The sequence below is a fragment of the Mucilaginibacter sp. GW821-FHT07H05 genome, assembly GCF_059418485.1.
Genome location: NZ_JBWKPY010000009.1, coordinates 160,331 through 173,622, shown reverse-complemented (window position 1 = coordinate 173,622; position 13,292 = coordinate 160,331). Strand labels below are relative to the sequence as shown.

Below are 13,292 nucleotides of genomic sequence, written 5' to 3'. Positions count from 1 at the left end.
ACAGAGGTCACAGAGATTTTTAATTTCTGTGACCTTTGTGTTTTTATTTTCAATAAGACTTACGAAGTTTTAAAAACTTCGTAAGTCTGTAAGTATCTGTCACATCCTCACTCCCCCTTTAGGGGGCCGGGGGGCTCAATTCTTCACCCGGCTTTGCTCGCTGTCGGCCCCGTTGGCATCATGTTTACGCTGACCTTGTATGGCTTTACCAAAGCGATAGCTAAAGGTTAGCTGGGCATAGCGCGAGTCGCCTTTGCTGCCGTAGCTGGCCAGTGTATTAGCCAGGTTATTAATTATGCCGGTATTATCCCAGGTATAAAACAAATCGTTCAGGGCCAGTTTTACGCTTACGGCGGGTGATAGTTTTTTGGCTACCGCTGCATCAAACCTGTATTTACGGCCTACGGTAAATTGCGCGCTTTGCAATTTGCTCTGGTAACCGCCCGATGTTTGGAAAGTCCAGTCCTTGCCCGGTTTAAATTGCAGCATAGCACGACCAAAAAAGTAGGTACCTTGAGTATTTAAACGGCCGGTGTAAAAATCGCTGATGGTATGGATGTTTTGCACCCGGCTGTTTATGCTCAGGTTAAACCATTTGGTCACATCGAAAGGTGCATCAACCATCATAGTTTTAATTTCGGTACTGCCCAAATTGCCGGGGCGGCTATAATAAATACCATTCACAATCTCTATTGTCTCGTTCACATCGTCGAGCGTTTTGCTGTAGGATGCCGTTGTGGTGATGTTTTTATAGGCATAACTCAGTTCAAAATTATTAGTGTACGATGGCTTCAGAAAAGGGTTACCTACGTAATAGGTAAACTTATCCAGCGGCGATTGGAACGGGTTAAGGTCCTGATAATAGGGACGGTCTATGCGACGACCATAGTCTAAAGTAAGCGTATGGTGGCCGGCGCTATCCAACTTATATTGCAGGTAAACCGTTGGGAACAGGCTGGTATAATTACGTTTGAACGATGAATCGGCTTTTTGCGCATTACCCAACTGGTGCCCGGTTGAAACCGTATTCTCTAACCTTAAACCAACCTGAAACGAAAACCTTTTATAATCCTTACTGGCATTAATATAGGCGGCGTTAATATTTTCGCGATACAGAAAGTGGTTAGTTTTACCATAATCAGGCTTGGTAATGTTGCCAAGGGTATAAAAATAACCGGCCATATTATCGGTATTGGTATAACTGGTTTTTAACCCCGCCGATAGTTTAATACCATTTTTTAAAGGTTGGGTATAATCAGTCTTAGCCGAATAAATATCCAAATGCGCGGGCAGGTTACCAGTCAGCAGGTCGGTGCCTTTAACCGTACCATTTGGCAGGCGACTGGTATTTAAAAACGACTGCACATTGTTGGTATAGTAGGTTAGATAATCCACATCCACAGTAAGTTCCTGCCCTTTGGTAGCATACTCGTGGCGGTAGTTCATATTGATGCCACCGTTATCAAAATCGCCGTCGTCGCTGTTATTGGCCACGATAGTGCTATCCAGTTTATATTGCGGGTTTAGGAAGTTACTGGTATTTAGCGTTGGCCTGTGCTGTGGATTTAGCAGGCCGGTAATGCCTATGCCAATGGTTGTTTTGTCAGTCAGGTAATAGTCGGCCCCAACACGTAAGTTATAGCTTTTGGCCCAGCGGCGGATAAAATCATTCTGCAAAAAAATAGAGGTAATGTTGCCCGCCGAATTGGTAAACATGCGGTTAATGTTCAAATCGGTAAAATTATCGTTGGTGTTATAGCTTAAGTTGCCGGTTACGTTCAGTTTATTTTTACGATAGTTAAAATTAGCCGAGTTATTAGTGCGCCCGTATCTTCCCTGCGAGTAGCTTAAATTCAGGCTGCCGTTAAACCCTACAAGCTTACTGCGTTTACTACGGATATTAATTACCCCGCCATTCCCGGCCGCGTCATATTTGGCAGGTGGATTGGGCATCAGTTCCAGTTGATCGAGGGTAGATGACGAAAGCGACCGCAGGTAATTTTCCAAATCAGTGCCCGACAGATAGGTGGGCTTGTCATCAATAAATATCTTTACACTTTTGCCGTTCAGGCTCACGCCGCCGTTCTGATCTACAATTACGCCCGGTGCCTTCTCCAGCACATCCATAGCTGTCGATCCGGCATTACTGATGTCTGCATCCACATTCACTACCGTACGGTCTATCTTATGCTCAATCATGGGCCTCGACGCTGTTACCGCCACTTCTTTCAAAGCTGTACCCTTTTGCTGCAGGCTGATAACCGGCAATACCAGATCCTTATCCAGTTGGATCACACCGCTTTTATAAGTCGCGAAGCCTATCATATTTACCGATAGTTTGTAACTGCCGGCCTTCAAACCCGCCAGTTCATAGATGCCATCGGGGTTAGCCAAAGCGGTTTTTACCAGCACCGAGTCGGCAGCGCGCGATAAGTAGATGGTAGCGCCATCCAGCGGCTTGCCATCGGCACCTGTTACTTTACCGTTAATTTTTAAACCCGTTTGGGCATAGCCTAAAGTCAGGGCAAAACATAGCCAGGCGGCAAAAAAAACCGTTAGTTTTGTTTTCATATGGTTTGGTCAGATTGTGATTTTAGTAATTTGTGATATGGTTTTTCCAGAGCATAGTAATCCCAGTCCACCTTGTTGATGTGAATGGTTTTGGTTGCCTGATCTGAAAATTTAGTTTTTAGCGTTGTCTATTACCGTATTAGTTTCGCGATGCTTTTCTGTATCGAAATTATACATCCATGTCCAATCGCCGTGGCCGCTTACCTTAACGTATTTGGCCCGGTATTTTTGATAAACATCATCGGGCTGTTTCTTATCGTTGATAATAAACTCTTTGGTGCTAAGCTTAAACGAAAGGTTATCGCGGCTTTTTATCAAACCGTCTTTTATCATCTCATCAATGGCTTGCTCCCTGTCCGCTGTATACTTGTCGGCTTTGGTCTTGTATTTATTTTTATTGTAGTTGCCGGTATCAGGCTTGTAGATATTGTTAGGGTAAGTACTGCGATATGGCGATGAGTAAGGTTGTAAAGGCGAGAGAGCAATTTTCTTCGACCTTTTATTAGTCGTCGTGTCGTTGGTATTAGTATTAACATTTAAGCCGCTTAGGTTCGTATTCAGGTGCCCCAAATTGGTGTTCACATTGCTCAGGTTCGCGGCCACGTGGTTTATATTCGCAGACAACGCCGCTTGCTTCTCAGATGCAGCCACTTGCTTTGCGGTTATCGCCTTCTGATCAGCTTGTAGTTTTTGCGTTGTTGTTGCTTGCTCCGCATCAAGCTTTGACAGGATGCGGTCAATCTCCGGTTTGCGTAATGCCAGTTCGTTTTTAGTTAAAGTTTCAGCATTGATCTGTACCGACTTTACTTCACTATTTATCAAATTAAACTGATATAGTGTGCCATCCTGCTTATAAATATAGGTAGTAAAGCCGGCATTGGGTAATGTCAGTTTAGTTCCTTCTTTTATTAAGTCCGGTTCATATATCCTTAATTTGGCACGGGGGATTGTATCTGCCGGGGTATCTATCGGTGCCGTTTCGTCGGGCTCGGCCACTTCGGTTTTGGGCTTTACTTCCGAAGTCGCTTTATCTGCTACCGGGCTTAAGGGCTTAGCAATATTTTCTGTGGCATGATTAATCGCTTTTTTGGTAGCGTTTACCAGCTTATGAAGCTGCGGCGCGTTAGAAAATGCCGTGGTCAGCAAGCCGGCAGTCACCAGACAAACCGTTAGCAATGTTTTTTCAAATACATCCAAGCTATGGTTACGGTTGGTTACCAGTCGCTTAACCCTATCCACCAAATGATGTTTTTGCCCGGGGAAAGCCATAGCGTAAGCCGGTGTAGCCTGGTATTCCTGGCAGCTTACCAGCGCCCGGATATAGCCCGATTTACTGGTATTTTGCGCCAGCGCCATATCATCGCAGCAATGCTCGCGCTCGGTTTTTATCAGTTGTGACACCCACAGCACGGCCGGGTTAAAAAAGAACACGATCTCTACTAAACTTTGCAGCAGGTTAACCAGATAATCGCGACGGCGGATATGCGCCAGTTCATGCATCAGTATGGCTTCTACCTCGGCGGTGGTTAAAGCGGTCAGTAAGCCCATCGGGATTAGGATCACCGGCTTTAAATGCCCGATCACCATAGGCACTTTGGCTATGCCCGATTCCAGCAGAGCTATCTTTTGTTTGATACCCAGCCTATCAACCATTTGCTGCACCCATTGCTCCCATTCGGCATTAACACTATAAACTTTGGTACGTTTAAGGCGGTAAATGCCCTGCAAGCCCGTAGCTAATTGTATGGCTTTAGCGCAGATAATTAAAAACCAAACCAACACAATAGTATTATGATAGGTATGGAGGTATCCTGATACAAACCCCATAAAACCCGGACCATTGGTTTGAAGTGGACTTTGATCTACTATGGTTACCACATCAACCTTACCAATTACGTTATGCACGGTTTGTAGCGGCGCGGCTTTTTGCACCTGGCCAAACTCCATTACAAAAGTTATAGCCGTGCTGATGGCAAACAACACCAGTACCCCTACCAGCAAATTATAACGCATTGCCGCGCTGGCCTTACGGGTAAACACAATAACTAATCCCGCTACAGCGGCTAATACAACTCCCTGCAACAGGGAATAAACCAGCGTATTGCACAAGGCGGCTATCAGCTGATCGGTAAAAATGGAGGCGATGATGTTTAACGACATGATCTTTAGTTTTTTAGGTTAACGATTATTTTTTATCCAGTTTGTCCAGCATTTCGCGGATGCTGTCTAATTCTTCTTTAGATGCTTTTTTGTTGCCCAGCAACTGCATCACCAGCTTACCGGCCGATCCCTGATATACCGAATCAATAAACTTATCCAGTAAATGATCTTTGGTTTTTTCTTCGGCTTCGGCTACGTGATAGATATGCTTCATCTGGCTCTCGTCCCTTTTCAGGATACCTTTGTCGGCCATAATTTGCATCAGCTTTAACGTGGTGGTGTAGTTTACGTCCTTAACTTTCAGCAGCTCATCGTTTACAGCGCGAACGGTTGAGGGGCCTTTTTCCCAAAGTACCTGCAGTATTTCCAGTTCGGATTTTGTGGGCTCGGGCCTTTTATTTTGATCTTCCATATTGTTCACATATCAAAGGTAGGAATATTTTCGTACGAAACAAGTATTAGGTTGTTTTTTTTGAAAAAAAAATTTTATTTAACCACAAAGCGCACAAAGAGAGGAGCCACAAAGGGCACAAAGCTTAGCTCCGGGATAGTGAAATCAAGAAATTCAAGTAGCTGTAAATAAGAACTCCTTTTCATTTAACAACCCAGCCTTAGTGTTCTTTGTGAAAAAAACTTTGTGCGCTTTGTGGTTAAATCACCACTAACTCCTCTCCCGCCATTTTTCTACTATCTTCCAACTAATTTCTCCTCTGTATCGCCATACATGGCAATATCCTACAATTCCTTGCACAGATAATACAATACCCTTATTGCCCCGGATGATAAATTTGTTAACGATAAATCTAATTCTGTTAAAAATTTAATGCAAGACCCGGTAATGCCGGGCAGACTGTGAAAACAATCTGCCGCAGGTTAATTATTTGAGTTTTACCGGGCGATATAACATGTCTGAAAATATAACTTTAAAAGGAATTACCTGGAACCATAGCCGTGGCTTTACCCCCATGGTGGCCACTGCCCAGCGCTTTGCCGAACTGAACCCCACAGTAAATATTACCTGGGAAAAACGCTCGCTGCAGCAATTTGCCGACCTGTCCATTCAACAATTAGCCGAACGATACGATCTGCTGGTGATCGATCACCCATGGGCAGGTTTCGCGGCTAAAACGGGGTCTATATTGCCGTTCGACGAATACCTTTCTACCGGTTTTTTAAAAGATCAGGAACAAAATACGGTAGGCCACTCTTACCAAAGCTACCATTATGATGGCCACCAATGGGCGCTGGCTATTGATGCCGCCACCCCGGTAGCTGCCAGTCGCCCCGATTTGCTGGAGCGGCATGGATTAGCTTTACCCAAAACTTATGATGCACTGTTAACCATGGCAAAATTGGGATTAGTTGCCTTCCCGGCCATACCGATAGATGCGTTGATGACTTTTTATACCTTTTGCTGTTCCTTAGGCGAAGACCCTTGTCAGCAGGATGATACCGTGATCAGCGAAGCAACCGGCATTAAGGCGTTGAAATTATACCGCGACCTGGCCCTGCATATCAACCCGGCCTGCTTTAACCGTAACCCCATCCAAACCTACGAGGCCATGACTTTAGGCGATGATATTGCCTACTGTCCGTTTGCATACGGCTATTCCAATTACTCGCGCGATGGTTATGCCCGTAAACTACTGCATTTTCATGATATGGTTACGCTGGATGGCAAAACTAATCTACGCAGTTCGCTGGGTGGTACGGGGTTGGCAGTTTCTGCCAATTGCAAGCATGTGGATGTGGCTATGCAATATGCCGAATTTGTAGCCTCGCCGGCTTGCCAGGCAGGCTTATATACCGATAATGGCGGCCAGCCGGGGCATTTAACAGCCTGGACGCATGCCCATACCAATGCCATCACCCATAACTATTTTGCCAATACGCTGCCTGCTTTGCAAAGGGCCTACCTGCGGCCGCGCTATTTTGGCCATATGTTTTTTCAGGACCATGCCGGAGATATCGTACGTGATTATTTGATGGACGGCGGCAATGAACAACATGTTTTACGGGCAATGGATGACCTTTATCAGCAATCCAAACAAAAAGTACAGGCATGATGAAACCACTGGAAGGATTGCTGGTATTGGAGTTCAGCCAGTTTATGGCCGCGCCGACCGCTGGCTTGCGCTTAGCCGATCTGGGTGCGCGGGTGATTAAAATTGAGCGCCCCATAAAGGGAGAAGCAGGCAGGCAAATCGCTATCCGCAATATTTTTGTTGATGGCAGCAGCCTGGTATTCCATACCATTAACCGCAACAAGGAATCGTACGCCGCCGATCTGAAAGACCCTGAAGATTTAGCCCGTATCAAAAAACTCATCCAACAAGCCGATGTTATCACCCACAACTTCAGGCCGGGTGTAATGGAAAAGATCGGGCTTGATTATGAAGCCGTTAAAGCCATCAATCCGCGCATTGTTTACGGTGTGGTTACCGGTTACGGTAATAAAGGCCCCTGGGCATCGCGGCCGGGGCAGGATTTGTTGATCCAATCCTTATCCGGCTTAGCCTATCTATCAGATACGAAGGATGCCGGCCCCGTACCTTTTGGTTTAGCTACGGCAGATATGATCTGCGGAGCGCATTTTGTACAGGGGATCTTAGCCGCTTTAATTAAAAGGGCCAAAACCAATCAAGGCGTTTTGGTGGAGGTAAGTCTGCTGGAATCAACCCTCGACCTGCAATTTGAGGTGATCACCACTTACCTGAATGATGGCGGTAAATTGCCGCAGCGCAGCGCCGTAAAAGGTAACGGGCATGCCTACCTCAGCGCACCTTATGGCATTTATCAAACAAAGGATAACTACCTCTCGCTCGCGATGGGCGATTTGCATAAAATTGGCAATGCCATTGGTGTCGATTTATCGGGATATGTCGAAAAAGCAACTTGGTTCGATAATCGCGACGAGATTATGGCGCAACTGGCCAATCAGATCAAACTAAAAACCACCGCCCAATGGCTGCAGGTATTAGAAACCGCCGGCATTTGGTGTTCGGAAGTATTGACCTACGAGCAAGCCTTACAGCATGAAGGCGTTAAAGTATTAGGCATGCAACAGCAGGTTACCCTGCCAAATGGCAGCAGCCTGAGCACTACCCGCTGCCCTATCCGTATTAACGGCCATAAACTATATTCAGATAAAGCCGCCCCCCGCCCCGGTGCGCAAACCGAAGTTATTAATCATCAATTTAACCTGCTATGAAACCCTTAGAAGATTATTTGATTGTTGATTTCAGCCAGTTCCTGTCGGGGCCGTCGGCCAGTTTAAAGCTGGCGGATCTGGGAGCCCGAGTCATCAAAATAGAAAAGCCCGGTACCGGCGATATTTGCCGCCACTTGTATACCTCCAACGTGATCATGAACGGGGAATCATCCGTATTCCATGCCATTAACCGCAATAAGGAAAGCTTTGCTGCGGATATCAAGAATGAGGCTGATAAAAAGTTAATATGGGACCTTGTTAAAAAAGCAGATGTGGTGATGCACAACTTCCGCCCCGGTGTAATGGAACGTTTAGGCTTTGATTATACCAGCGTAAAAACGATCAACCCATCGGTAGTTTACGGCGAGATCTCTGGTTATGGCGATGAAGGCCCGTGGAAAGATAAACCCGGACAGGATCTGTTACTGCAGTCTCTATCAGGTTTAACCTGGTTAAGCGGCAATGCGGGCGGGCCAACACCGATGGGGCTATCCATTATAGATATGCTGGCTGGCAATCATCTGGCACAGGGCATTTTAGCCTGCCTGCTCCGCAAAACCATCAGCGGCGAAGGGGCTTTGGTGCAGGTAAGCATGCTGGAATCGGCATTGGATTTCCAATTCGAGGCTATCACCACCTATTTTTACGATGGCCAGTTGCCTCAACGTTCCGAAAAAAATAATGCCCATGCCTACCTTGGGGCGCCTTATGGTATCTATCAAACGGCCAATGGTTTTATGGCATTGGCTATGGGTTCTATCCCGCAGTTAGGCACACTATTAGGTTGCGATCCGATGCTGGCTTATACCGATGTAGCACAAGCCTTCCATCAGCGCGACGAGATTAAAGCCATACTGGCCGCGCATCTGCAAACTAATACTACCGAACATTGGCTGCAAATATTACAGGTCGCCGATATCTGGTGCGCCGAGGTAATGAACTGGGATACCCTGATGCAGCATGATGGTTTTAAGGTTTTGGATATGATACAGGAAGTGCAGATGAACGACGGTTTTAAATACCGCACCACCCGCAGCCCTATCCGTATGGATGGCGAACTGTTCACATCTGCCAAAGGATCACCTAAATTAGGGCAGGATAACGATCATATTAAAACAGAACTCGTCAAATGAATAAACAAACCGTCCGCATAGCCGTACGTAAATTCGGGCCGTTTGAAACCGCCCTGCAAAAGCTGTGGGATGACTATTGCGCACACACCGGCTGTGCGCTCAAAGCCGAAATGGTGCCGATGGACCTGGACGAACTCCACAGCGCCACGCTTGAAAAAAACGGCCTGAAAAATGGCGATTGGGACATAGCCCATGTAGTGACCGACTGGCTATACGAGGCCTGGACTAACGGCGCGTTGCTTGATTTGCAGCCTTACATTGCACAAAACCCGCCTGATGATTTTCCGCAGGGCTGGAGCAGTTCGCTGCTGGGGATGCAACAGTTTGGCAGATCGGTAGCTGGTTTACCCTTTCATGACGGGCCGGAATGCTTGATCTATCGCCGGGACCTGTTTGAGGATAGCGCTGAAATTCAAAAATTTCACGAGTTGCATGACCGGCCCCTGCAGGTACCGCAAACCTGGAAGGAATTTAAAACCGTAGCCCGCTTCTTCCATCGCCCGGGGCAAAATTTGTATGGCACTATCTTCGCCGGCTTTCCCGATGGACATAATACGGTATTTGATTTTTGCCTGCAATTATGGACCCGTGGCGGCGAACTTGTTAACGATATGGGTTTAGTAGATATTAACACCACAGCTGCAACAGAAGGTTTAACGTTTTATAAAAACATGCTGCGTGATAAACTTGCTGTACATCCCGAAACGATGAACTATGAATCGGTACAAGCGGGTATGGCCTTTGCCCGCGGCGAGGCGGCTATGATGGTCAACTGGTTCGGTTTTGCATCTATGTGCGAGGTAATCGATGAATCGCGCGTAAAAACCAGGGTTGATATCGCGCCAATTCCCTGCACTTTCGGCAACCGGCCGGCATCGCTTAATGTATATTGGGTATATGGCATTGGTGCTGGCAGCAAGCACAAACAAGCCGCTTACGATTTTATCCGTTTTGCAACTACCAGTTGCAATGATAAATTATTGACCCTGGAAGGGGGCATAGGCTGCCGCATTTCTACCTGGACAGATGGCGGTATTAACGCCATTATCCCCTACTATCATAAACTGGAACAACTACACCAAACAGCCCGATCGCTCCCGCAAAAAGGTAACTGGGCGCAAATCGCTAAAATAATTGATGAGGTGGTATTACAAGCCATTAACACCGATACGCCTGTAGAAATACTACTGGCTACCGGTCAGCAAAAAATAAATTTGATAGATAAACCAACGTATGCAAATACCTTATAAACCCATATTGCCTAAAAATCCGCCGCCCATTGCTATCATTGGCGCGGGCGGTATTGTGGGCGACGCGCATTTACCAGCTTACCGTAAAGCCGGCTTTAATGTCATCGGCATTACCAACCGCACCCGCGCGCGTGCTGAAAAACTCGCCGCCGAATGGGGGATCCCCAACGTATTCGACTCGGTTGATGAAGCCGTAGCCAACTCCCCCGCCGATACCGTTTACGATATCACTATTATGCCCGAGCAGTTTGTAGAAACCCTAAACAAACTCCCCGATGGTGCAGCCGTACTGATCCAAAAACCCATGGGCGATTATTTTTGGCAAAGCAAGGAAATACTGGAAGTTTGCCGGAAAAAGAACCTGGTTGCAGCTATTAACTGCCAGTTGCGCTTCGCCCCTTTTGTAAGCGCCGCGCGGTATTTGATTCAACAGGGGCTGATAGGTGAATTGTACGATATGGAAGTACGTGTTACCCTGCAAACGCCGTGGGAATTGTTTCCGCATGTCATAATCCATCCACGTTTAGAGATCCAGTACCATAGCATCCATTACATCGATTTGATGCGCTCGTTTTTAGGCGACCCGAAAACAGTGATGGCCAAAACGCTGAAGCATCCGGCCAAAACCTTGTCTTCATCGCGCAGTACTATTTTATTTGATTATGGCGATACCATGCACGCGGTAATCAATACCAATCACGACCATGCTTTTGGCTCGCATAACCAGGAGAGTTTTATTAAATGGGAAGGCACTAAAGGAGCCATTAAAGCCCGCATGGGCTTGCTAATGGATTATCCGCATGGCGTGCCCGATAAGTTTGAATACTGTATATTAAAAGAAGGCAAAGCCCCCGAATGGGTAGAAGTTGCGCTGGAAGGCAGTTGGTTCCCCGATGCATTTGTGGGGACCATGAGTAGTGTGATGCGCTACAAACAAGGCGAAATTGATGTATTACCGACCAATGTAGAGGATGTAATTAAAACAATGGCCGTAGTAGAAAGCGCTTATATCAGCAGTGATAGCGGCGGGATTGTAGTGGCGGAACGGTTTTGAAAACCCACATACACAATACAGTCGCTCGGCTCCAGCCGAGTGACGACTATAACCCGGCCTCCGGCCGTAATAAACAAATAACAACGGCCGGAGGCTGGGAAATAATGCTCACTCGGCTGGAGCCGAGCGAGTGCGATATTTTTATAACAACACAATATGTACTTTAAATCAACCTATTTTGAAGATTATACCCTCGGTGATAAGCGGGTAACCTTTGGACGCACCATTACCGAAACCGACTTTGTGGTACACGCCGGCCATACCGGCGATTTTTTCCCGCATCACATGGATGCCGAGTGGTGCAAAACGCAGCCCTTTAAACAGCGGATAGCACACGGCACCATGATCTTCAGCATTGGTATCGGCTTAACAGCATCTGAAATTAACCCCGAGGCCTTTAGCAAGGGTTACGATAAACTGCGCTTTGTAAAGCCGGTTTTTATCGGCGATACCATTCACTCCGAGATCACCATATCCGAAAAAGCCGAAGCGAAAAAGCCGGAGTATGGCACCGTTACCGAACACGTAGAGATCATTAACCAGCACGGCGAGGTAGTGGTAGTATGCGATCATTTATTACTGGCAAAAAAGAAAACAACCTAACAATATGGCCAATATGAATAACACGGCAAACGATGCCGTTATCGATGAATCAGCACTGAAAGGTAAAAGTTTACTGGTGCCCTTCGCACTTATTTGTTCGCTATTCTTTTTATGGGGGATGGTGCACAATACAGATGGTATTCTTATCCCCCATTTAAAAAAGGCTTGCCAGTTAACTAACGCGCAGTCAACACTGGTAGATACGGCTGTTTACCTGGCTTACTTCTTAATGGCCATCCCTGCAGGCATACTGCTAAAAAAATGGGGATATAAAAGAAGCATCCTTGCGGGGCTTTGCCTTGCTGCTATTGGTGCAGGGTTATTCATCCCGGCCGCTAACTCTGTTACCTATTTAGGCTTTTTAGGCGCGTTATTTATTATTGGTTGTGGCATTGCCATATTAGAAACTGCGGCTAACCCTTACGCAGCTGTACTTGGCGACCCGGCAAAAGCCACCACCCGTTTAAATTTAGCTGCAGCCTTTAATGGTGTTGCAGCTATGGTTGGCCCATTGGTGGGAACCATGTTTATTCTATCTGGAAAAAACCTGACGCAGGGCCAACTGAATAGCATGCCCGCTACCGAGCGTTCGGCCTATCTGTTGCATGAAGCAGCATCGGTAAAAGTGCCATATGGTGTTTTGGCGGCGGTGTTACTATTGGTCGCACTTTTATTTTGGCTGACCAGGTTGCCCGAAATAAAGAACGTAACTAAAGAACAAACTACAGGCGGCAGCTTTTTGGGCACACTGCGCCATAAACATTTGGCCTGGGGCGTTATCGCTCAGTTTTTTTATGTAGGTGCTCAAACATGTGTTATTAGTTTTTTTATCAAAATGGCAATACAAGGTGGTGGTTTTGATGAAAAAACAGCAGGCTATTATCTGGCCGTTTATGGCGGCTTTTTTGTAGCCGGGCGTTTTATTGGTACCGCGCTTTTACAGTTTATAAAAGCGCCAAAATTACTGGCTATTTACGCTGTACTTGCCGCTATACTTTGCGCGGTAGCTATCTTAACCAAAGGCGCATTTGTAGTTTACTGTTTATGGGGTATCGGGTTCTTTATGTCAATTATGTTTCCCACCATATTTGGTTTAGGTATTGATGGCTTGGGTGAAGATACAGCACCGGCATCGTCGTTTATGATCATGTCTATTGTTGGCGGCGCTATCCTGCCGTATATAATGGGTATGGTGATCGACTTTAGTCACGACAGCATACAGCCTGGTTATATTATACCGCTGCTATGTTTTTTGGTGATATTATACTACGGCATAAGCGGTTACAAGATCAAAAAACAACTCACCTGAT

At 46.4% G+C, this 13,292-nt stretch carries 10 protein-coding genes; 7 read left to right on the top strand and 3 right to left on the bottom strand.

Translation table 11 applies throughout. The annotated features are described in order from the left end of the window. Positions 1-135: 135 nt before the first annotated feature. From AC07M6_RS22690 to AC07M6_RS22680, 3 genes are all read right to left on the bottom strand, one after another. Positions 136-2,571, bottom strand: coding sequence for a TonB-dependent receptor domain-containing protein (locus tag AC07M6_RS22690; RefSeq protein ID WP_494893456.1), 2,436 nt, complete (start codon positions 2,569-2,571; stop codon positions 136-138). 111 nt (positions 2,572-2,682) lie between these two features. Next, on the bottom strand, positions 2,683-4,731 hold the full coding sequence (locus AC07M6_RS22685; RefSeq protein WP_494893454.1) for a M56 family metallopeptidase: 2,049 nt from the start codon (positions 4,729-4,731) through the stop codon (positions 2,683-2,685). A 25-nt stretch (positions 4,732-4,756) separates the two neighbouring features. Continuing rightward, complete coding sequence (locus tag AC07M6_RS22680; RefSeq protein WP_494893452.1) at positions 4,757-5,143, bottom strand: BlaI/MecI/CopY family transcriptional regulator; 387 nt, start codon at positions 5,141-5,143, stop codon at positions 4,757-4,759. A gap of 493 nt (positions 5,144-5,636) precedes the next feature. Between AC07M6_RS22680 and AC07M6_RS22675 the strand changes: the two genes are divergently transcribed. The 7 genes from AC07M6_RS22675 (at position 5,637) to fucP (ending at position 13,291) form a co-directional block, all read left to right on the top strand. Then, positions 5,637-6,797: an ABC transporter substrate-binding protein gene (locus tag AC07M6_RS22675; RefSeq protein ID WP_494893450.1), complete on the top strand. Its 1,161-nt coding sequence runs from the start codon at positions 5,637-5,639 to the stop codon at positions 6,795-6,797. Then, the gene (locus tag AC07M6_RS22670; RefSeq protein WP_494893777.1) at positions 6,797-7,942 is read left to right on the top strand and encodes a CaiB/BaiF CoA transferase family protein; all 1,146 of its coding nucleotides are present in this window, start codon (positions 6,797-6,799) and stop codon (positions 7,940-7,942) included. The genes AC07M6_RS22675 and AC07M6_RS22670 overlap by 1 nt, the downstream gene beginning before the upstream one ends. After that, the gene (locus AC07M6_RS22665) at positions 7,939-9,075 is read left to right on the top strand and encodes a CaiB/BaiF CoA transferase family protein (protein ID WP_494893448.1); all 1,137 of its coding nucleotides are present in this window, start codon (positions 7,939-7,941) and stop codon (positions 9,073-9,075) included. The genes AC07M6_RS22670 and AC07M6_RS22665 overlap by 4 nt, the downstream gene beginning before the upstream one ends. Further along, a complete protein-coding gene (locus AC07M6_RS22660) occupies positions 9,072-10,325 on the top strand; it encodes an extracellular solute-binding protein (RefSeq protein ID WP_494893447.1) in 1,254 nt (417 codons plus the stop codon). Before AC07M6_RS22665 ends, AC07M6_RS22660 begins: the two co-directional genes overlap by 4 nt. Then, positions 10,309-11,379 carry a Gfo/Idh/MocA family protein gene (locus AC07M6_RS22655; protein WP_494893445.1) on the top strand — a complete coding sequence of 357 codons (1,071 nt, stop codon included), beginning with the start codon at positions 10,309-10,311 and terminating at the stop codon, positions 11,377-11,379. Before AC07M6_RS22660 ends, AC07M6_RS22655 begins: the two co-directional genes overlap by 17 nt. A 156-nt stretch (positions 11,380-11,535) precedes the next feature. Beyond that, positions 11,536-11,982, top strand: coding sequence for a MaoC/PaaZ C-terminal domain-containing protein (locus AC07M6_RS22650; RefSeq protein ID WP_494893443.1), 447 nt, complete (start codon positions 11,536-11,538; stop codon positions 11,980-11,982). 13 nt (positions 11,983-11,995) lie between these two features. Continuing rightward, a complete protein-coding gene (gene fucP / locus AC07M6_RS22645) occupies positions 11,996-13,291 on the top strand; it encodes an L-fucose:H+ symporter permease (RefSeq protein WP_494893441.1) in 1,296 nt (431 codons plus the stop codon). The last annotated feature ends 1 nt before the right edge of the window (position 13,292 follow it).

What these genes read in the sequence shown, in the direction of transcription:
- fucP (WP_494893441.1), top strand. Translation starts at nt 11,996, where the DNA reads ATGAATAACACGGCAAACGATGCCGTTATCGATGAATCAGCACTGAAA.
- AC07M6_RS22660 (WP_494893447.1), top strand. Translation starts at nt 9,072, where the DNA reads ATGAATAAACAAACCGTCCGCATAGCCGTACGTAAATTCGGGCCGTTT.
- AC07M6_RS22690 (WP_494893456.1), bottom strand. Translation starts at nt 2,571, where the DNA reads ATGAAAACAAAACTAACGGTTTTTTTTGCCGCCTGGCTATGTTTTGCC.
- AC07M6_RS22655 (WP_494893445.1), top strand. Translation starts at nt 10,309, where the DNA reads ATGCAAATACCTTATAAACCCATATTGCCTAAAAATCCGCCGCCCATT.
- AC07M6_RS22670 (WP_494893777.1), top strand. Translation starts at nt 6,797, where the DNA reads ATGAAACCACTGGAAGGATTGCTGGTATTGGAGTTCAGCCAGTTTATG.
- AC07M6_RS22665 (WP_494893448.1), top strand. Translation starts at nt 7,939, where the DNA reads ATGAAACCCTTAGAAGATTATTTGATTGTTGATTTCAGCCAGTTCCTG.
- AC07M6_RS22650 (WP_494893443.1), top strand. Translation starts at nt 11,536, where the DNA reads ATGTACTTTAAATCAACCTATTTTGAAGATTATACCCTCGGTGATAAG.
- AC07M6_RS22675 (WP_494893450.1), top strand. Translation starts at nt 5,637, where the DNA reads ATGTCTGAAAATATAACTTTAAAAGGAATTACCTGGAACCATAGCCGT.
- AC07M6_RS22685 (WP_494893454.1), bottom strand. Translation starts at nt 4,731, where the DNA reads ATGTCGTTAAACATCATCGCCTCCATTTTTACCGATCAGCTGATAGCC.
- AC07M6_RS22680 (WP_494893452.1), bottom strand. Translation starts at nt 5,143, where the DNA reads ATGGAAGATCAAAATAAAAGGCCCGAGCCCACAAAATCCGAACTGGAA.